The 20,181-nt window shown below is 63.0% G+C and carries 16 protein-coding genes; 11 read left to right on the forward strand and 5 right to left on the reverse strand.

Annotated elements, in window-relative coordinates:
- Positions 1 to 2 precede the first annotated feature (2 nt).
- On the reverse strand, positions 3 to 4,706 hold the full coding sequence (locus tag JY500_RS08960) for a PAS domain S-box protein (protein WP_206256110.1): 4,704 nt from the start codon (positions 4,704 to 4,706) through the stop codon (positions 3 to 5).
- Positions 4,707 to 4,912: 206 nt separating this feature from the next.
- On the opposite strand from JY500_RS08960, the gene JY500_RS08965 reads away from it, so the two are divergent.
- Complete coding sequence (locus tag JY500_RS08965) at positions 4,913 to 5,662, forward strand: SDR family NAD(P)-dependent oxidoreductase (protein WP_206256444.1); 750 nt, start codon at positions 4,913 to 4,915, stop codon at positions 5,660 to 5,662.
- 9 nt (positions 5,663 to 5,671) lie between these two features.
- Here the strand turns inward: JY500_RS08965 and JY500_RS08970 are convergent, their stop codons facing one another.
- The 3 genes from JY500_RS08970 to JY500_RS08980 are packed head-to-tail and all read right to left on the reverse strand — an operon-like array spanning position 5,672 to position 8,987.
- Positions 5,672 to 7,216, reverse strand: coding sequence for a DHA2 family efflux MFS transporter permease subunit (locus tag JY500_RS08970; protein WP_206256111.1), 1,545 nt, complete (start codon positions 7,214 to 7,216; stop codon positions 5,672 to 5,674).
- A complete protein-coding gene (locus tag JY500_RS08975; RefSeq protein WP_206256112.1) occupies positions 7,213 to 8,457 on the reverse strand; it encodes an HlyD/EmrA/EmrK family protein in 1,245 nt (414 codons plus the stop codon). Before JY500_RS08975 ends, JY500_RS08970 begins: the two co-directional genes overlap by 4 nt.
- Entirely contained in the window at positions 8,454 to 8,987 is a 534-nt protein-coding gene (locus JY500_RS08980) for a MarR family winged helix-turn-helix transcriptional regulator (protein ID WP_206256113.1), read from the reverse strand. The genes JY500_RS08975 and JY500_RS08980 overlap by 4 nt, the downstream gene beginning before the upstream one ends.
- Before the next feature lie 142 nt (positions 8,988 to 9,129).
- Here JY500_RS08980 and JY500_RS08985 point away from each other — a divergent pair, with 142 nt between their 5' ends.
- The 9 genes from JY500_RS08985 (at position 9,130) to JY500_RS09025 (ending at position 17,802) form a co-directional block, all read left to right on the forward strand.
- Positions 9,130 to 11,580, forward strand: a complete 2,451-nt coding sequence (locus JY500_RS08985) for a heavy metal translocating P-type ATPase (RefSeq protein ID WP_246479848.1) — start codon at positions 9,130 to 9,132, stop codon at positions 11,578 to 11,580.
- A gap of 25 nt (positions 11,581 to 11,605) precedes the next feature.
- Positions 11,606 to 11,806 carry a cbb3-type cytochrome oxidase assembly protein CcoS gene (gene ccoS / locus JY500_RS08990; protein ID WP_172203032.1) on the forward strand — a complete coding sequence of 67 codons (201 nt, stop codon included), beginning with the start codon at positions 11,606 to 11,608 and terminating at the stop codon, positions 11,804 to 11,806.
- A gap of 334 nt (positions 11,807 to 12,140) precedes the next feature.
- Positions 12,141 to 13,562, forward strand: coding sequence for a cytochrome-c oxidase, cbb3-type subunit I (gene ccoN / locus JY500_RS08995; RefSeq protein WP_172203031.1), 1,422 nt, complete (start codon positions 12,141 to 12,143; stop codon positions 13,560 to 13,562).
- Positions 13,563 to 13,579: 17 nt separating this feature from the next.
- Positions 13,580 to 14,191, forward strand: coding sequence for a cytochrome-c oxidase, cbb3-type subunit II (ccoO, locus tag JY500_RS09000; RefSeq protein ID WP_172203030.1), 612 nt, complete (start codon positions 13,580 to 13,582; stop codon positions 14,189 to 14,191).
- Between the two features lie 14 nt (positions 14,192 to 14,205).
- Positions 14,206 to 14,385 (forward strand): cbb3-type cytochrome oxidase subunit 3, encoded by a 180-nt coding sequence (locus JY500_RS09005; RefSeq protein WP_172203029.1) that lies wholly within the window; start codon positions 14,206 to 14,208, stop codon positions 14,383 to 14,385.
- Between the two features lie 6 nt (positions 14,386 to 14,391).
- Positions 14,392 to 15,300: a cytochrome-c oxidase, cbb3-type subunit III gene (ccoP, locus tag JY500_RS09010; protein WP_172203028.1), complete on the forward strand. Its 909-nt coding sequence runs from the start codon at positions 14,392 to 14,394 to the stop codon at positions 15,298 to 15,300.
- 115 nt (positions 15,301 to 15,415) lie between these two features.
- A complete protein-coding gene (gene ccoG, locus JY500_RS09015; protein WP_206256114.1) occupies positions 15,416 to 16,876 on the forward strand; it encodes a cytochrome c oxidase accessory protein CcoG in 1,461 nt (486 codons plus the stop codon).
- Positions 16,873 to 17,385: a FixH family protein gene (locus JY500_RS09020; RefSeq protein ID WP_281391253.1), complete on the forward strand. Its 513-nt coding sequence runs from the start codon at positions 16,873 to 16,875 to the stop codon at positions 17,383 to 17,385. The genes ccoG and JY500_RS09020 overlap by 4 nt, the downstream gene beginning before the upstream one ends.
- Positions 17,386 to 17,535: 150 nt before the next feature.
- A complete protein-coding gene (locus JY500_RS09025; protein ID WP_206256116.1) occupies positions 17,536 to 17,802 on the forward strand; it encodes a hypothetical protein in 267 nt (88 codons plus the stop codon).
- Positions 17,803 to 17,837: 35 nt separating this feature from the next.
- Here JY500_RS09025 and JY500_RS09030 read toward each other — a convergent pair whose 3' ends face one another.
- Positions 17,838 to 18,281 (reverse strand): universal stress protein, encoded by a 444-nt coding sequence (locus JY500_RS09030; protein WP_172203155.1) that lies wholly within the window; start codon positions 18,279 to 18,281, stop codon positions 17,838 to 17,840.
- Between the two features lie 231 nt (positions 18,282 to 18,512).
- Here JY500_RS09030 and JY500_RS09035 point away from each other — a divergent pair, with 231 nt between their 5' ends.
- Positions 18,513 to 20,177, forward strand: a complete 1,665-nt coding sequence (locus tag JY500_RS09035; RefSeq protein WP_206256446.1) for a PHA/PHB synthase family protein — start codon at positions 18,513 to 18,515, stop codon at positions 20,175 to 20,177.
- The last annotated feature ends 4 nt before the right edge of the window (positions 20,178 to 20,181 follow it).

Below are 20,181 nucleotides of genomic sequence, written 5' to 3' on the forward strand. Positions count from 1 at the left end.
CTTCAGTCCAGGCTCACGCCGGCATGCGCCGCTGCAATCTGCAGCGCGCTGAGGGCAGCTTCAAAGTCAAAGCCGCGAATCTGGGCGGCCAGGTTTTGACCTGCTTCGCCGAACGCGGCGAGCAGTAGGTCGGAGTGCTTCTCGAACAGGTCGCAGGCTTCAGAATCGTCGTCGGCCAGCAGCGCGGCAAGCTCCCGCAGCACTGCACCCAACTGCTCGGTGTCGACCGTCTGCGCCGTCGCTGACGCTTCTGCGGGCACTGCGGCCTGGAGCTGCTCGACCAGGCTCGTGAGCGGGTGCCGCAGGCGTTCGAGCGCAGCGTTGATCGCTTCGTCGCCGGCGCGCGTGTGGATTGCTGCTTCCAGCCCCGCAGCGAGTTCCTGAATGGCGGTTGCACCGATGTTTCCCGCTACACCCTTGGTGGTGTGCGCGATGCGCTCGGCAGTGGCCAGGTCCCCGGCGGCGAGCGCTGCGCGCACATCGTCGCAACTGTTCGCCTGGCCCTTGATGAACTTGCGCAGCATGTTGAAGTACAGCGCACGCTTGCCCAGCGTGCGGCGCAGGCCGGCTTCGCAGTCCAGGCCGTCAATCAGTGGCAGCGGCAAGGATTCCGCTTCGGCTGCAGGCGCTCGCGTGTCGGTCGGCTTCGCGGTCGCGGCACTCTGGTCACGCGGCGATATCCACTTGATCAGGGTCGCCCACAGCGCGTCTGGCTCGATCGGCTTTGCGATGTGGTCGTTCATGCCCGCCTCGATACAGCGCTCGCGGTCCGCCTGCATCGCATTGGCGGTCATGGCCACGATCGGCATGGCGGCAAACTGCGCGTCGCCGCGAATGCGCCGTGTGGCGGTGACGCCGTCCATCACCGGCATTTGCATGTCCATCAAAACCAGATCGTAGGGCGCGCGGGCGAGACAATCGATCGCGATCGCGCCATCGTCCGCGATATCAACGATGAAGCCGGCGTCGCGCAGGAGTTCGCTCGCGACTTGCTGGTTGAGGTCGTTGTCTTCAACCAGCAGGATGCGGGCGCCACGGCGGCTTTCGAGTTGAACCACCAACTCGTCCGGAGCGCGGACAAAGCTCGTGTCGCCGGGTCCGTCGGCATGGCTTCCCAGCGTACGGATGGCGGTGTCGAACAGCGTCGAGGCGTTCACCGGCTTGATCAGGATCTCGTCGAGGCCGGCGTCTTCCGCGCCGCGCATCACTTCCTCGCGGCCATACGCGGTCACCATGACCAGATGCGGCGTCGTGTTCAGCGGCATCGCGCGTATCTTTCGCGCCGTCTCGATGCCATCCATGCCGGGCATGCGCCAGTCGAGGAATACGATCTCGAACGCGTCGCCGCGCTCGTCGGCCGCCTTGATCTCGTCCAGCGCCTCAAAGCCACTGGGTGCCTGCGCAACGCGGAAGGTCATCGACTCGAGCAGATCCGACAGCACCGCGCGGGCGTTGGCGTTGTCGTCGACAACCAGCACTGCGCGGTTGCGCAGATCGGGCGTCGGCACGAGCTTGCGCGTCTGTGCCTCGCCCTTCAGGAAACGGGCAGTGAACCAGAAAGTGCTGCCTTTGCCCGGTTCGCTGTCGCAGCCGACGCCGCCACCCATCAGCTCCGCCAGCCGCTTGCTGATCGCCAGCCCGAGCCCGGTGCCACCGTACTTCCGGGTGGTGGAGGTGTCCGCCTGCTGGAAGGACTGGAAGAGGCGCGCGCGCTGCTCTTCGCTCAGGCCGATGCCGGTGTCGCGCACGGCGAAGCGCAGCAGCACATCGTCCTCCGTGTTCTCGAGCACCCGCACGACGACGTCGATCTCACCCGTCTCGGTGAATTTGACGGCGTTGTTGGCGTAGTTGATCAGGATCTGGCTGACCCGCAATGGGTCGCCGCGCAGGGTTTCGGGCACCGTCTTGTCGACATCGAAAACCAGCTCCAGACCTTTGGCGGTGGCCTTCTCGGCGATCAGGTTCGCGACATTGTCGAGCACCTTCTCAAGCTCGAAATTGGTCGACTCGATACCGAGTTTGCCGGCTTCGATCTTCGAGAAATCCAGGATGTCGTTGATCACGCCGAGCAGGTGTTGGCCGGACTGCTGGATCTTGCTGATGTAGTCGCGCTGCCGCGGCGTGAGTTCGGTCTTCATCGCCAGATGCGACATGCCGATGATCGCGTTCATCGGCGTGCGGATCTCGTGGCTCATGTTCGCGAGGAAGTCGGACTTCATCTGCGTCGCCTCTTCGGCGATCTCGCGTGCGCGGCGCTGAGCCTCAAGCGCAGCGCGCCGCTCGGTCACGTCGTAGAACCAGGACAGCAGGCAACGTTCGCCCTCGTGCTCGATGAAGCGCGAACTGATCAGGGCCCAGAAGCTCGTACCATCGGTACGCCGGAGTTCCGTTTCCTGGTCGCGGATCTCGCTGCCGTCCCGCAGCCGTTCGAGCAGCAACTGGCGTTGTTCGGGGTGCGCCCAGAAATCGATGAAGCTGCGGCCCACCGCGGTATCCGATTCCAGCCCCAGCAGGCTTGCGAGCTTGCGGTTGCAGAAGCGCACCGTGCCGCCCTCGGCGACGATGCCGACGCCGGCCGGACTGTCCTCCAGCATCGCGCGCAGCCGGGCTTCGTTCTCGGCCACCGCGCGCTCGGCCTGCTTCATGCGGGTGATGTCGACGATGACGCCGACGAGGCCGGCCGGTTTGCCATCGGCGTCCGCAAAACCGGTTGTCGAGTAGAGCGCGTCGTGTACCCGCCCGTCGGCGAACTGCATCGAGGTTTCGCGTTCCTGATGCGCGATGCGGGCGATGATGTCCTCGTCCTCGCGTTGGTATTCGACTCGCGCGGCTTCCGGAATGTAGTCAAGCTCAAGCACCCGCTTGCCGACAAAGGCCTCGCGCTTCACCCCGAAGGTCTGCTCGTAGTTGCGATTGCAGCCGATGAAGCGGGTATCCGCGTTCTTGTAGAACACGGCGTTGGGCATCGCATCCATCAGCGCCTGGGTTACCGCAAGCTGGCGTTCAACATTTTCTTGCGCGGCTTTCAGGTCGGTCAGGTCGCTGGCCATCAGCACGGCGTCGAGGAAGCTGCCGTCGGGCGCGTGGATCGCCGATACCACCAGCTCGGCCCAGCGCGTCTCACCGGACGCCGCGACGAAGCGCGTGACGACCCGGAAGACCGCTGTTTCGCCGTGCACCAGCCGGGTGTAGCGGGACGCGAAGTCACGGAAATCGTCCGCATGGACCAGCGCTTCGATGTTGGTGCCCGGCAGCGTGTCGCGCTGAAGCCCAAGCCCCTCTGCAAAGGCCGGGTTGCAGCGTTTGATCGTGCCGCCGGCATCGCAGCTCGCGATGCCGGTTCCGGCGTTCTCCACCAATGCACGGAAGTAGGCCTCGCGTTCGGCGAGCTCAGCGGTGCGCAGCGTCACCTTGGCTTCAAGCGTGCGGTTCGCTTCTTCAAGCTCGCCGGTGGCCGCCTGCAACAAGCCGCGCATGGCCTCCTGCGCCTGCGCCAGTTGCGCGACTTCCGATAGCTTCGCGCCAACTTCGACGGGGTCCGCCAGTTCCAAGCGTCCGATGCGTTCCGCCTCGCTGGAAAGCTCAGCGAGTGGCTGGCTCACGTTGGCAGCCATGCGCCGCGCGACAACGAACCCGAGTCCCCACAAGCCGATCAGAATCAGCAGTGCGGGGACGAGCAGGCGCCGGCTGCTGCCGATGAAGTCTGACACCGGCATCACGGTGACTGCGACAAAACGTTGGTCGCCCGCGTGGATGCGGATCATCCGGGCGAACCAGTCGTCCGATACGCCATTTGGCCGGAAGCGGCTCAGTTGCACGTCGACGCCGCCGCTTTCCTTCCAATGCTTGAACGCGCCGGCGAGGACTGTGAACGGGGACGTCGCAATCGGTTGCAGCGCAACCTGACGCAGCGCTGCGTCGTCGCTTGCGGCCGGGTGGTTCGGCGCGCCGATGATCGCACCGTCGTCCATCAACACGGCCACACGGCCGTTGGTGCCAACGGTCATGCTGCTGGTCAGGCGCGAGAAGTCCTGCAGCAGGACGTCGACCGCATACACATAACGAATCCCGGTTGCCGGATCGCGCCAGCGAGCCGACGCCGTGATGCCTGGTTCGCCAGTTGTCCGGAAGCGGTAGGGGGCGGTCCACACCACCTGCATGTCGTCCTTGGCCGCCATGGCTTTCTGGAACCAGGGGCGCTTGCGCGGATCGTAGTCAGACTGCTCCCAATCTTCCGAAAGCTGATCGAGGGTTGGGCCAAATTCAATCCAGAGGTGCCGGTTGCCCCATTCCGCGATACGTGATACCCGGTTCTTCCAACCGCTTGGTGTCTTGAGCAGGAGGATTTCATCGCCGTTCTCGCTCGCGATGTGAACCGATCCGATCAGCGGCCGGCGCAGGATGACTTCCACATTGAGCCGGTTGAAGGTGGACTGATCGGCGGCATTGATTACGCGGCTCTGGCCCCAGCCCGCCGCCGTCAGGACGTTGCGTTCGACCGATGCCACCGCGTCGCTGATGCGCTCTTCAACGCGTGCGCCAGCGCGCTGCGCGTCTGACGATGCGAGGTTGATCAGCATCGGCCGCGCCTGGAGGAAGTAGAACAGCAGCGCGAAGGACGTGACCGAAAGCAGCACCAGCAGCACGATCTGTCGCGTCAGACGCTGGCGCAGGCTCGGCAGGCGCTTGGCTGAAGGCGTGGTCATCGTTTGCGCATCCTCCGTCGCGGCGGCCGAAGCCGGAGGTGTCCATGCGGGCCGCAATGCGCGGCAGTATTCCACCGAGTGGCGATCGTGCATAGCGGGATGCCGGCACCCGCGAGCGTTGCTCCGCATTTTCCTCGCGACGACAGCTCGTCGCGGCCAGCTGAGCTACGCTGGAACTCTTGGACAATCGATGAATGGGGATGTTCATGCAGTTGGCAGGCAATGTATTCGTCGTAACCGGCGCGGCTTCTGGTCTGGGGGCAGCGGTCGCGCAAGCGTTTGCAGCGGCGGGTGGCAAGGTCGTCGGGATCGACTTGCGCGCACCGGAAGTGCTGCCGGAAGGCCTCGCCGCGTTCGAGCAGGCCGATGTGTGCGACGCCGATGCGATGCAGGCGGCGTTGGCGCGGGCTGCCGAGTTGGGGCCGCTACGCGGCGCGGTTCATTGCGCCGGCATTGCGCCGGCCGCGCGGGTGGTGGGGCGTGAGGGCCCGCATGATCTGGCGCTGTTCCGCAAGGTGATCGAGGTCAACCTGATCGGCAGCTTCAATCTTGCGCGTCTTGCAGCGGATGCCATGTCGAAGAACGAGCCGCTGGCCGATGGCGAGCGCGGTGTGATCGTGATGACCGCGTCGGTTGCGGCCTTTGATGGCCAGATCGGGCAGGCGGCCTACACCGCATCCAAAGCGGGGGTTGCCGGGATGACCTTGCCGATCGCGCGCGAGCTGGCGCGCTTCGGCGTGCGGGTGGTCACGATTGCGCCCGGCATCATGCAGACGCCGATGATGGCGGGCATGTCGCAGGAGGTTCAGGATGCACTCGGCGCCGCGGTGCCGTATCCGCCGCGCCTCGGGCGCCCCGACGAATATGCCGCACTGGCGCGGCATATCGTCGAGAACGTCTATCTCAATGGCGAGGTGATCCGGCTGGACGGCGCGATCCGCCTCGCGCCGAAGTAGTGCGAGGGTTCAGTGCCCTGAGGCGCCACGTGCGCCGAAGGGCGGCCGTGCCATCCATGCCACGAGGATCAGCGCGCCCATGATCGCGCCGGACAGCATCATCAGGTCGTTGGTGGCCATCAGATGCGCTTGCCCGGTGACGACGCGGTCGACCTGAGCCAGCGCTCCGGTGCGGTCGCCGATCAGGCTTTGCCACTGACTCAGGTAAAGGTCGGTTGCCGGGTTGCCCGGATTGAAGTTCTCCGACAGCTGGGCGTGGTGCAGGGTGGTGCGGTGATCCCACAGCGACACCATCACCGCAGTACCGAAACTCGACCCGATGTTGCGCATGAAGCTCTGCAGGCCCGACGCTGCCGCCATGTCGGCCGGAGCGATGCCCGAGAGACTGATCGTGAACAGCGGCAGGAAGAAGCAGCTGATCCCCAGGCCGATGAAGAGTCGCGCAAGACCGAGCGTCCAGAAGTCAACATCCGGCGTGAAACGCGCGCTCCAGACCGAACTGGCGGCGAACACCAGCATGCCGAAGGTCACCACGTAGCGCGCATCGGTGCGGTGGATGTTGGCGCCCAGCACCGGGCCCAGCATGACGCCGAACACGCCGGAGAACGCGATCACCTTGCCAGCCCACAGCGGTGTGTAGCCGACCTCGCTTTGCAGCCACAACGGTTGCACGACCACGACGCCGAAGTAGGCCACCATGCCGATCGTGATGCAGGCAACGCCGATTGAATAGTTGCGATGGCGGAACATGCGCAGATCGACCAGCGGGTGCTTTTCGCCCAGTTCCCAGATGACGAGGAAGGTGAGCGCGACAAACGAGATCAGTCCGAGCGTGATGATCTCGGGCGATTCGAACCAGTCAAGCTCGTTGCCCCGATCCAGCAGCACCTGCAGCGCGCCCACGCCGACCACCAGCAGCGCGAGGCCGATGCGGTCGAGCGGTAGCTGCATGCGTGGTGTTTCGCGCTTGCGCAGCAAGCTCCACGACATGCCAGCGACCAGCAGCCCGAAGGGCAGGTTGATCAGGAACACCCAGTGCCACGAGTAGTGCTCGGTGATCCAGCCGCCGGCAAGGGGGCCGACGATTGGCGCCAGGATGGTGGTCATCGCCCAGAGCCCCATTGCCATGCCGCGCCGGTTCGGTGGATAGATGCTCGCCATCAGCGTTTGTGACAACGGGATCATCGCCGCCCCGAACGCGCCCTGGGCGACCCGCGCGACAACCAGCATCGGGAAGCTGAATGCAAGGCCGCACACCAGTGACGTTGCAGTGAACAGCAGCGTCGCGGTGACGAACATGCGTACTTGGCCATAACGCAACGCGAGCCAGCCCGTCATCGGCAACAGGATCGCCTCCGACACCGCGTAGGAGGTGATTACCCAAGTTGCCTGTGTGTAGCTGACACCCAGATCACCGGCGATGGTGGGCACCGACACATTCGCGATCGTCAGATCGAGAATGTTCATGAAGGAGCCGAGCCCGAGTGCGATCGTCGCCAGGATCAGCTGGCCGACGCTCAGTGGCGCCGGTTCGCTGCGACCGTCCAGACTCATTTGCGTGCGTCGCTCGCGCGGTTGGCGGCAATGATGCGTGCAATGCGGACATCCGCCTCGCGGGCCTGGGCGGCAAACACGTCGGTCTGCTGCGGTGATCCGCTGCGCACCGCCCGCGCCAGCACCTCACCGTTGCGCGAATGCGTATCGAGCGTGGCATGCATCGACAGCCCGACTCGAAGCGGGTGATCCGCCGTCTCGGCGGGGTTCAGGGCGATGCGCACCGGTACGCGCTGCACGATCTTGATCCAGTTGCCGGACGCGTTCTGAGCCGGCAGTACGCTGAACACGCCGCCGGTGCCTGACGCGAGGCCGACCACGTGGCCTTCGAACTGCACCGAGCTGCCATAGAGATCGGATTTCAACGTAACCGGCTGGCCAATGCGTACGTCCGCAAGCTCGGTCTCCTTGAAGTTCGCCTCCACCCACATTTGGTCCGGTGGAACGATCGTCATCATCGGCGCGCCTGCGGCCACGCGGGCACCGACCTGCACCGTACGCTTCGCGATATGGCCGCTTACCGGCGCCACGATCGTCGTGCGTGCCAGCGCAAGCCACGCATCGCGTACCTTGGCCGCTGCCGCGGCGACGCGCGGGTGCCCTTCGAGCGAGGTATTGTCGACCAGCGCCTGAGCGCCGGCGCGCTGTTGCTGCGCTTGTTCAAGGCCGGACTCCGCCTCGGTCACCGCCGCGCGTGCCGCCAGTTGGGCGGCTTCGGCGTTTTGCAGTGCTGTCTTTGCGGCCTGCAGTGCTTCCGGCGAGATGAACTTGTCGCGTTGCAGCTTCTCGCGCCGCGCGTACTCGTCCCGTGCCTGCTGCAGTGCTATCTGGGCCTGTTCGGCCTGGTAGCGCATGCGCTCGATATCGGCACGGCGCTGCGAGACCTGCGCGGCGGACTGGTTTTCGCCGAGGTAAAGGCCGCGTACGCCGCGCACGGCGTCAGCCAGCGCGGCTTCTGCCGCCTGCAGGGCGACACGGGCGTCCGCATCGTCCAGGCGGACCAGCGGTTGCCCGGCCCGCACGAAGTCGGTGTCGTCGGCCAACACTGCACTGACGCTGCCGCTGACCTGCGGCGCAATCTGCACCAAGTTGCCGCCGACGTAGGCGTTATCCGTTGAAACGTAGAACCGACCGTGCAACGCCCAGTAGGCAGCAAAGCTGATTGCGGCAAGCCCGAACAGGCCTGCGACCATGCGCAGGGCGCGCTTTCGCGGGGCGCCGTTGCCTTGTTGCTGGCTCATTTGTGCACCTCGTTGCAGCGAGCGGCGTCCGCGCCGGGCAGTTGTTCCATATGGCGTGTCCATTTGCGCAGTTGCGCCGCGAGCGCAGCGACATCGCCGCCGCCTGCCGGCGGCACCAATTCGCCATAGAGGCGCCAGATCTGCGGGAAGATCGCGCGAACGCGCTCGATGCCCTGCGCCGTCATGCGGATATCGATCGAACGCCGGTCGACCGCGCTAGGGACGCGTTCCACCCAACCGCCGGCCACAAGTTCGTCGGTCAGCCTGGTCATGTGCGGCCGCGAGAGGCACACCGCCTGACTGACGCGCGACGGGTTGTCGGTAGCGTCGTCCGCGCTGTAGATCGACATCAGCACCGACCACGCGGTGCTGTTGAGGCCGTGCGAGTGCATCAGCGCATCCACATGCTCTTGGATGCCGCGGGCGAGGTGCGTCACGAGGCGCAGCAACATCACTTCCGGATACGGCAGATCCGGGTGCTGCGCGCGCACGGCATCGATGCGCGCCTGGTAGTGGTCGAATGGGATCATGTTGGGGTAGATAGTTACTTTGGTAACTATTTTTGCATGAGCCCGGCTACTTGTCCAAACCGTGTGTTGCCGATCATCTGGGTGCCGCGAACGGGCGATCTGCTAGGCTCGCGCCCGTGCCGCCAGAACCGGAGTCTTACGTTTGACCGAGTATCGCCCTGTCAGTGAGCCGCAGACCTGCTACCACTGCGGCCTTCCGATTGCGCCGGGGACGCAGATCTTCGTTTCCATCGACGGTGTGCCGCGCGCCATGTGCTGCGCGGGTTGCGAAGCTGTGGCGAGCGCCATCGTTGCCGGTGGTCTGGCGGATTACTACCGCCACCGCGATGCCTTGCCGGAGGCCCGCCGCGAGGCGATGCCGGCCGAACTCAAGAACCTCGGTCTGTTTGACCATGCGGAGTTTCAGAAGGGCTTCGTGCGCGAGATTGGCGAGCATGAGCGCGAGGCGGATCTGATCCTCGAAGGCATCACCTGTGCCGCGTGTGTGTGGCTCAACGAGCAGCATCTCGCACGCCAGCCGGGGGTGACGGCAGTGCAGGTCAACTACGCCACCCGCCGCGCGCGGGTGCGCTGGGACCCGGCGCAGACCAAGTTGTCCGAGGTGCTGGCCGCGATTGCCTCGATTGGGTATCGGGCCCACCCCTACGACGCTCGCAAGAGCGAACAACTTGCGGTCAAGGAGCGGCGCACCGCGCTGTGGCGCCTGCTGGTCGCCGGCCTCGGCATGATGCAGGTGATGATGTACGCCTTTCCGGTGTACATCGCGCGCGATGGCGACATGACGCCCGACGTGCTGTTCCTGATGCGGTGGGCGAGCCTGGCGCTGACGCTGCCGGTGGTGCTGTATTCGGCGGCACCGTTCTTCCAGCACGCCTGGCGCGACATCAAGCTGCGTCGCTTGGGCATGGATGTGCCGGTGGCGCTAGGCGTCGGTGCAGCGTTTATCGCAAGTCTGTGGGCCACCTTGGTGGGCGGCGGCGAGGTGTATTTCGACTCGGTCACGATGTTCGTCTTCTTCCTCCTGTGTGGCCGCTTTCTTGAAATGGTGGCGCGCCAACGCGCAGTGCGCGGTGCCGAGGAACTTGGGCGTGTCGTGCCGACCTTCGCGGCACGCTTCACGAACTGGCCTGCGAGCCAGACTGAGGACGTTCCGGTCATCTCGCTCGCCGCTGGCGACATGTTGCGCATCAAGCCCGGCGAGGCCATTCCGGCCGACGGCACGGTGGTCGAAGGGCAGAGCGAAGCCGATGAATCCTGGCTCACCGGCGAGAGCCGTGCGGTGCCGAAGGGCGTTGGCGACCGGGTCGCCTGCGGCAGCATCAACGGCAGCGGGCCGTTGGTGCTGCGTGCCGAGCATGTCGGTGAGGAAACGCGAATCGCATCGATCCGTCGCTTGATGGAACGTGCTTCCGCGGAGCGCCCTCGTATCGTCGAACAGGCAGACGCCTTTGCTGCGCGCTTTGTTCTGGCGCTGATTGTTTTGGCCGCCGGCGCCGGGCTTTATTGGTGGATCGTCGAACCATCGCGCGCGATCTGGATCTTCGCTTCGGTACTGGTGGTGAGTTGTCCGTGTGCGTTGTCGCTGGCCACGCCTGTCGCGCTGACGGTTGCGACCGATGCGTTGGCCCGGGTTGGCCTGCTGGTCACTCGCGGTCATGCCATCGAAACCCTGGCGCGTGCAGACCTGTTTGCATTCGACAAGACCGGCACCCTGACGCAGGGGCGTTTGACCTTGGCTGGTGTTCGTCAGGCGCCCGGCGAATTGAATGCGCTTGCCGTTGCGGCGGCGCTGGAGCAGGCGTCAGAGCATTTGATCGGCCGCGCGGTCGTCCGTGCGGCGACTGGGGCTCAGCCGGTGAACGTGGATGGTCTCCGTTCAGTGCCGGGGCGGGGCGTGGAAGGCAATCTTGCCGGCGAGCGTTTGCGGGTCGGCAATCGCGGCTTCGTCGAGGAGGTTGCAGGCAAAGCGCCGTCCTGGGTCGAACTGGACTCTGCCCTGACAACGGTCTACCTGGGTGGCGAGCGCGGCTGGCGGGCACAGTTTTCGTTCGACGACGCGTTGCGTCCGGATGCGGTGGCGCTTCTCGCGGGGCTGGCGTCCGACGGCGCGACGCTCGCGATGCTCAGCGGGGATTCACCTGACGCGGTGCGTGGCGTCGCCCGCCAACTCAATCTTCCGGATGCTCGTGGCGGATTGCTGCCGGAGGATAAGCACGAGGCCGTCCGCAGTTGGCAGGCGGGGGGGCGGACAGTGGCGATGGTGGGTGATGGCATCAACGATGCGCCGGTCCTCGCGCAAGCCCACGTCTCGGTTGCGATTGGCAGCGGTACCGAACTGGCACGCACCCAGGCGGACTTGATCCTGCTTGGCGAGACGCTTCGTCCTCTGTTGGTCGGGCGGCACGTTGCGAAGCGCACGCTCGCCGTTATCCGGCAGAATCTGGCGTGGTCCTTCGCGTACAACGTGCTGGCAATCCCTGCGGCGATGTCGGGTTGGGTGACGCCCTGGATGGCAGGGATCGGTATGTCGGCGAGTTCGCTCTTGGTGGTGTTGAACGCGCTTCGCCTGCGACGGACCAGCCATCACCACTGAAACGGCCCGGGGGAGGGGCGCACGGGTGGAAATTCTCTATTTGCTGATTCCGTTGTCGGTCGTGCTGGTCTTCTTGATCGGCGTCGTCTTGTGGTGGTCGGTGCGTTCGGGTCAGTTCGATGACCTGGAGGGCCCCGGTTATAGGGTGCTGATGGATGACGATTCGGCTCCGAAACCCGAAGGAACAACCCCGAAAGATGATGCGTTGCATCAAACGCAACAGTAGTCGCCGGTACCCGTTGACCTCTGTCAATGCAGCGAGGCAGCTCTCCGCGGATACTGTTCGCAACTGAGTGAGTGGGGCCGCAAAGCCCGTCGGGCTTGCTTGTCCCCGCTCGGTACTGTCTCTCTGTTGGGGTTGGGGGTGCGCTGTTGCGCACCCTTTTTTTGTCGACCCTCCGCCACAGCGCTGTTAAAATTTGCAGTGCAACACTACCGCCAGTTGATGGTGGTCAAGAAACAGGCGGGAACTCCCAATAACATCGCTCGCACGATGCGCCCGTTTAGTTTCAAGGGGGGTGGTGCATCGTTCTTACATTCCGCTGCTGAGGAAATCCAAGATGCAATCGCAAGCGACTTACAACTATGGAGTCGTGCGGCAGTTTGCCGTCATGACCGTGGTTTGGGGGATAGTCGGCATGCTGGTTGGGGTCATCATTGCTGCCCAACTGGTCTGGCCGGAATTGAATTTTGCCGAGTGGTTCCATTTCGGCCGTTTGCGTCCGCTTCATACAAACGCCGTGATTTTTGCGTTTGGCGGATGCGCGCTGTTTGCGACGTCTTACTACGTTGTGCAGCGTACCTGTCACACAACCTTGTTTGCGCCCGCGCTGGCTTCCTTCACCTTCTGGGGTTGGCAGCTGGTGATCGTTCTGGCTGCGATTACGCTTCCGCTCGGCATCACCTCGGGCAAAGAGTACGCGGAGCTGGAGTGGCCGATTGACATTCTGATCACGCTGGTCTGGGTGTCCTACGCGATCGTGTTCTTCGGCACCGTTGCCAAGCGCAAGACCTCGCATATCTACGTTGCCAACTGGTTCTACGGTGGCTTCATCCTCACAGTGGCGCTGCTGCACGTGGTGAACTCGGCTGAAATCCCGGTCACCCTGTTCAAGTCCTACTCCGCTTACGCCGGTGTGCAGGACGCGATGGTGCAGTGGTGGTATGGCCATAACGCAGTCGGCTTCTTCCTGACCGCGGGCTTTCTCGGAATGATGTACTACTTCGTTCCGAAGCAGGCCGGCCGGCCGGTGTATTCCTACCGCCTGTCGGTGGTGCACTTCTGGGCGCTGATCTTCACGTACATGTGGGCGGGTCCGCACCACCTGCACTACACGGCGTTGCCTGACTGGACCCAGTCGCTGGGTATGGCTTTCTCGCTGATCCTGCTGGCGCCGAGTTGGGGCGGCATGATCAACGGCATCATGACCCTCTCGGGCGCATGGCATAAGCTGCGCGACGATCCAATCCTGAAGTTCCTCGTCACCTCGCTGGCCTTCTACGGCATGTCGACCTTCGAAGGTCCGATGATGTCGATCAAGACCGTGAATGCGCTGTCTCACTACACCGACTGGACGATTGGCCACGTGCACTCTGGCGCACTGGGTTGGGTGGCCATGGTGTCGATCGGTTCGATCTACTACCTGCTGCCGAAACTGTGGGGCCGCAACGAGATGTATTCGACGCCGCTGGTTACGCTGCACTTCTGGGTGTCGACGATCGGTGTCGTGCTCTACATCGCCTCGATGTGGGTGGCGGGTGTGATGCAGGGCCTGATGTGGCGCGCAACGAACTCCGATGGCACGCTCACTTATGCGTTTGTCGAAGGTGTGAAGGCGAGCTATCCCTTCTGGCAGATCCGTCTGCTCGGCGGCACGCTCTTCCTCGCAGGCATGTTCATTATGTTCTACAACATGGTGCGCACGATTGCCGGCCAGAAAGCCTACAACGCTCCGGTGATCGCACCGGCAGCCGCACACTGAGCCAGGAGACCTGAATCATGGCAATGAATCACGAACTGGTCGAAAAGAACCTCGGCTGGCTCATCGTTCTGACCATCCTGACCGTCAGTGTTGGCGGTCTGGTCGAGATCGTTCCGCTGTTCTTCCAGAAATCAACGACCACGCCCGTCGAGGGCGTGAAGCCCTACGACCCGGTCCGTCTGGTCGGCCGTGACATCTACATCCGCGAAGGCTGCTACAACTGCCACTCGCAGATGATTCGTCCGTTCCGCGCAGAAACCGAGCGCTATGGTCACTACTCGGTGGCAGGTGAGTTTGTGTACGACCACCCGTTCCAGTGGGGTTCCAAGCGCACCGGCCCGGATCTGGCGCGCGTGGGTGGTCGCTATTCGGATGACTGGCACAAGGTGCATCTGCGCAATCCGCGCGATGTGGTGCCGGAATCGAACATGCCTGCCTTCACCTGGCTGGATCGGCCCGTCAAGTCGGACGACATCGAGAAGAAGATGTCTGCGCTGCGTACGGTTGGCGTGCCTTACACCGATGCCGAGATCGCTGGCGCCCGCAAGCAGCTTGAGGGTGTGACCGAGCTGGATGCGCTGGTTGCGTATCTGCAAGGCATGGGCACCGCGCTGAAGAGTGTGAAGTGACGGAGGGGGCAGCCATGGATGCGACGACGATTCACTCGCTCTCTACGCTAGTCAGCTTCATCCTGTTCATCGGGATCTGCTGGTGGGCCTATAGCGGGCATTCGAAGCGCCGCTTCGATGAAGCTGCCCGGATTCCGTTCGACGACGAGGAGGGCGACGTGCATGTTGCCGCCTCGGACTCCAACAAAGGATGACGCATCATGAGTGATTTCATTTCCCCGTTCTGGGGCTACTACGTCACGGTGCTGGTCTCGCTGAGTCTGCTGTTCTGCGCGTTTGTGCTCTCGCAGAACATGACCAAGAAGCAGGCTGGCCCCGTCGAGCTGCACGGTCATGTGTGGGATGAGAACCTACAGGAATGGAACAACCCGCTGCCGCGGTGGTGGATGTATCTGTTCTGGATCACGATCTTCTTTGCACTCGGCTACTTCCTGCTGTTCCCGGGCTTCGGTTCGTTCGGCGGCAAGTTCGGCTGGACCGCTCATGGTCAGTACGATCTTGAGAAGGCAAAAGCTGATAAGGCGTTCGACGACAAGTTTTCGCGTTTTGCGCAGATGGACGTGAAAGCGATTGCGGCCGATCCCGAAGCTCGCGAAATGGGTAAGCGCCTCTTCCTGACGTACTGCCAGCAGTGCCACGGTTCGGACGCAAAAGGTGCCAAGGGCTTCCCGAACCTGACTGATACCGATTGGCTCTACGGTGGCGAGCCGGACAAGATCGTCGAGACGGTAACCGGCGGGCGTCAAGCCGCCATGCCTGTCTGGGCTTCCTTGGGCGCGGACAACATCAAGGACGTCGCGAACTACGTGCGTTCGCTGTCCGGCCTGGCAAATGACTCGATCCGCGCGCAGCGTGGCAAGGACGTGTTCGCGCAGAACTGCGTGGCGTGTCACGGCGCCGACGGCAAGGGCAATCAGGCGATGGGTGCTCCGAACCTGACCGACAAGGTCTGGCTCTATGGCTCGTCGGAAGCGACGATCATCGAGACAGTCACCAAGGGTCGGAATGGTCGGATGCCGTCGTTCAACGAACTCTTGGGCGAAAAGAAGATCAAACTGCTCGCCGCTTACGTGTATGGGCTAAGCCATTCGGAGTCGGGCAAGCAGTAACGCCTCGATCTATCGGTGCCGCTAAGTGCGGCGCCGTCCAGAGCAAGCCAAGATCACCCGAGCCCGTGCTCGGGTGTCTTTTTTCTGCATCGCTAGTTTTGTGGGCTGAGGGGCCATGAACGATCCTGTGCAGCGTCCTGCAGACGGACACACGCCAAAACCCAAGGTCAAACCCAAGACCATCCCGATTCGTCCGATTGAGTCGCAGGAAGAGGATCTCTACGAGGTCCGCAAGAAGGTCTATCCCCGAGCCGTGACTGGGGTATTTGCGACCTGGCGCTGGATTCTGGTGTGGGTGACCCAGTTGGTGTTCTACGGTGGATGCTGGCTGGAGTGGAACGGCAGGCAAGCAATCCTGTTCGATCTCACTCATCGCAAGTTCTACATCTTTGGTCTTGTTTTCTCGCCTCAGGATGTTTTCTACCTCGCGATCCTTCTGATCATCTGCGCCTACGCATTGTTTTTGTTCACGGCGATTGCGGGGCGTTTGTGGTGTGGCTTTGCTTGCCCGCAGACCGTCTACACCCAGATGTTCCTCTGGATTGAGCAGAAGATCGAAGGTAATCGGAACCAGCAGATCAAGCTGGACGCGGAGCCTTGGGGGGTGAGCAAGACGGCCAAGAAGACGGCCAAGTACTTCGTTTGGGGGGCACTCGCGCTTTGGACCGGGATCAGTTTCGTCGGCTACTTCACGCCGATCAAAGAGCTGATTCCCGCATTCGTGCGCGGGCTTCTTGGCGGCTGGGAGATGTTCTGGATCGCCTTCTACGGTGGCTTCACCTACCTCATGGCGGGGGTCATGCGCGAGCAGGTATGCAAGTACATGTGCCCGTACGCGCGTTTCCAGGGGGTCATGTTCGACCCCGATACGCTTGTCATCACCTACGACCAAGAGCGCGGTGATCCGCGCGGTTCGCGCCGTAAGGCCACCGACTACAAAGCGCAGGGCTTGGGTGACTGCGTCGATTGCGGTATCTGCGTGCAGGTCTGCCCGACCGGCATCGATATCCGGGACGGCTTGCAGTACGAGTGCATCGGATGCGCGGCATGTATCGACGCCTGCGACCAGGTGATGGACAAGATGAACTATCCGCGCGGCCTGATCCGTTACTCGACCGAGAACGCAGTCCGGAAACACTGGGGGCGCAAGGAAATCATTGCTCACGTGATGAGACCGCGGACGTTAATCTACAGCGCCGTGCTCTGCTGCATCTGTATTGCGCTGGTGTGGGGCATTGCGTCGCGGCAACCAGTTCGGATGGACATCATCCGCGACCGTTCGGTGATGGCGCGCGAGGTCGAAGATGGCCTTATCGAGAATGCCTACACGCTTCAGCTGATGAACGTGGCCGAGACCACGCGGACGGCTGAGATTTCGGTCACCGGAATGGAGGGTATCCGCGTGCTTGGCGATACGAGAGTGGCGATGGACCCCGCCGCAACGAAATCCGTGACGGTTCAGGTGCGCGTACCGCCGGAGGTTGCGCCGAAGGGGGCGCACAAAATCTACTTTGAGCTGCGTACGACGGACAACGAAGTTGTGCTGCGCGAAAAATCAACCTTTTTGATGCCATGAACTCGACAACACGCTCTGCAAGTCCCGCCCGCCCATGGTATCGGGAGCCTTGGCCCTGGATCCTGATGGGCCTGCCCGGCACCGTCGTGGTGGCAGGCTTCATCACCTTCTACCTCGCGGCTCACAACACGGACGGCCTGGTCGTTGACGACTATTACAAGGAGGGTCTCGCGATCAACCGGACCCTCCGGCGGCAGGAGGCCGCGCGAAAGCTCGGGCTTTCGGGTTCGCTTGCTGTCGAAGGGGGGGGCGTGTCACTTGTCTTGAAGGCAAACGACGCTTACGTCTTGCCGAACCAGCTTCGACTTCGTATCGCTCATCCGACGATTGCGGGGCAGGATCAAGTGGTCAGCCTTGTTCGCACGGAGGGAGTCTTCCGTGGCGTGATGCATCCGCTTGAAGCAGGGCACTGGCAATTCCTTGTCGAAGATGAGGCCCAGACGTGGCGGATCGCTGTGAGCGCGAAGATGCCCACCACGGCGCCGCTGACTTTGGTGCCTGGCGCTTGACAAGCGAAACTGACTGGCGGCGATAATGGGTCGCTCGTAGTCCTGACTGCGAGCGCGGCGCCGCCCCGTATCGACAACGATGGGACGGATCTGTAGCGGAAAGTCGGTCGGCGCGCTGTCGTTCAGTGCGTGCGACGTAGGAGGCGGACGATGCAGAAACTGGTTCTCGTACTTTGGCCGTCGTTCTGGGTTGCGGTGGTGGCGGAGGCCCTGTTCTTCACTGTCATCGACCCGGCAGAGTTCTACTTGTTCGGTGCGCAGGTCGACTTCTCACCCATCGCGACGTATTCGATTGGCTTTGTAGGCTTCTGGGCGATCTGTGCGGCGTCGAGTTTCGCGACTTTGTTCTACATGCGTACGCCGCAGGAAATCAACCACCTGCCGCCGCGACCGCACCATAGCGCGCATCTTCATTGAGCGATGCGCCGTGTGGCGGCGCATCGCTTGGTCGTTCAGCGGTAGACCAGCACTGGCACCGTCGTGTGGGTGAGCACCTTTTGGGTTTCGCTGCCAAGCAGGAAGCCTGCGACGCCCTTGCGGCCATGCGACGCCATGAAGATCAAGTCGCAGCCATGCGTTTTTGCCGCATCGATGATCGCTTCGTAGGGTAGGTCGCTTACCGACGTGTCGCAGTTCGCGACGACGCCGGCCTTCTCTGCCTCTGCGCGTGCAAGCGCCAGTATCCGTTCGGCCTCTTTCTTCGTTGCGTCGACAAACTGATCCGGCGTCACCGGGACCAGCAGGGCCCCTTCGCCGTACAGGGGTATCGGGTACTCCTGCTGCGCAAAGAAGAACGTGATGCGCGCCCCGGCTTCTTTGGCGAACTCGATCGCCCGGGTAACGGTGCTGCTGGACAATTCCGACCCGTCCGTTGGAACAAGAATGTGTTTGAACATCTTCTGACCTCCGGCGATATACGGCAATTTGATCTTAGGCGGCAACCAAGCGGTGGCGTTGACACCGGTCAATCGCGTGCTGCACTGCAATGACCGTCGCCCAAGCGCTGAGTAACATGAATCTGGGTGGTTCGGATGGGAGGCACCATGGAAACCGTCGAAAACGTAGCTGTCGGTGGTGAGGCGCGATCCACCGAGCATAAGCTGTCGCTTGGTGTGGTTCGGCAACAGATGGCTGCAAGCGTAGACCCCTTGGGCATCGTTGCGCCAGTGATGCACGCGCAAATCGCTTGGTGCTTGCATCCTCTGGAGTTTGCCGAGCGCTGGAGCCGCTTCTCGGCTGACGCCTGGGCGCTTGCGTGCAACGGTCTTGCGCGAGCGGTTGGGGCACATGTCCCGGATGTTGTGCGACCTCAAGCCGATGACACCCGGTTTGCCGACCCGGTGTGGTCTCAAAGTCCGTCCTGGGCCGCCTTGAAGCAGTGGTACTTGCTGTCAACGCGGCATGCGCAGGACATGCTCTACGCGACGCCCGGGCTATCGGGGACGGAGCGCCGCCGCGCGGCGTTCTGGTGGCGGCAATGGCTCAATGCCGTGGCGCCGACAAATTACTTGGCACTCAACCCGGTCGCACAACGTGCGGCGGTCGCCAGCCAGGGTCAAACGCTTCGGTCCGGCTGGCAGAATTTCCTCGATGACCTGCGGGCCGGGGATATCCGAATGGCTGATCCCGCCGATTTCAAGGTTGGGAAGAACCTTGCGACGACGCCGGGCGAAGTCGTTGCCCGCACCCGCCTGGTGGAGGTCATCCACTACACCCCGACGGCGGATACGGTTCGACAAACCCCGATCGTGATCGTGACGCCATGGATCAACAAGTTCTACATCCTTGATCTGACGTCGAAGAAGAGTCTGGTGCGGCATTTGCGCGATGCGGGCTTCGACGTGTACATCACTTCGTGGAAGAACCCCGATGCAGCGCTCCGCGACGTTCGTTTCGATGATTACCTGCAGGAGGGGGTGGATGCGATAGTTCAGGTCGCTCGCCAACTATCCGGGGCGGACAAAGTACATGCGGTCGGGTACTGCATCGGAGGTACGGCCTTGTCGATGTACATGGCATGGGCGAATCGCCACTACACGCCGGATGAGATGCCGGTTGCACACTGGACGCTATTTACGACTTTGGTGGACTTCGCCAAGCCGGGCGACGTGGAAGTCTTCATCGATGAAGGGAGCGTTCGCTACCTGACGCGGGCCATGGAGCAGCGCGGTTACCTCGACGGCCGCGACATGGCTACATCGTTCCGCTTGCTGCGCTCGAACCCGTTGATCTGGCAATACGTGGTTCAGGGCTACCTGATGGGCGAAAAGCCGCCGTCGTTTGACGTGCTCTACTGGAACATGGATACCACGCGCATGCCCTATGCCATGCATGCGTGGTACTTGCGAGAGCTCTACCTCAAAAATCGCCTGATTGAGGCCGATGCGCTGACCGTCGCCGGCGAGTCGCTCGATCTTGGGCGGATCACCCAACCGCTGTATGCCGTTGCGGCCGAAGACGATCATATTGCCCCGTGGCGGCAGGCATTTAGGGTCGCCAATTTCGTGCGTGGAGACAAGCGCTTCGTACTCTCGTCCAGCGGTCATATCCTCGGGATCGTCAATCCACCCGTACAGCCGCCGAAACGCGAGTACTGGATCGGTACGGCGCACCGGACCGACAGCGCGCATGGTTGGCGTGAGCGCGCCGACCACCACGCCGGAAGTTGGTGGGACGATTGGTTCAGGTGGCTGGACGAGCGTTGCGGTGAGCGTGTCGCGCCGCCACCCGTGAGCAACGATGCCTTTCCTCCGCTTGCCGCTGCTCCCGGTGACTACGTCATGGAACGCTAACGAG

Origin of the sequence: Niveibacterium microcysteis, from assembly GCF_017161445.1 — a bacterium.
Classification (GTDB): Bacteria; Pseudomonadota; Gammaproteobacteria; order Burkholderiales; family Rhodocyclaceae; genus Niveibacterium; species Niveibacterium microcysteis.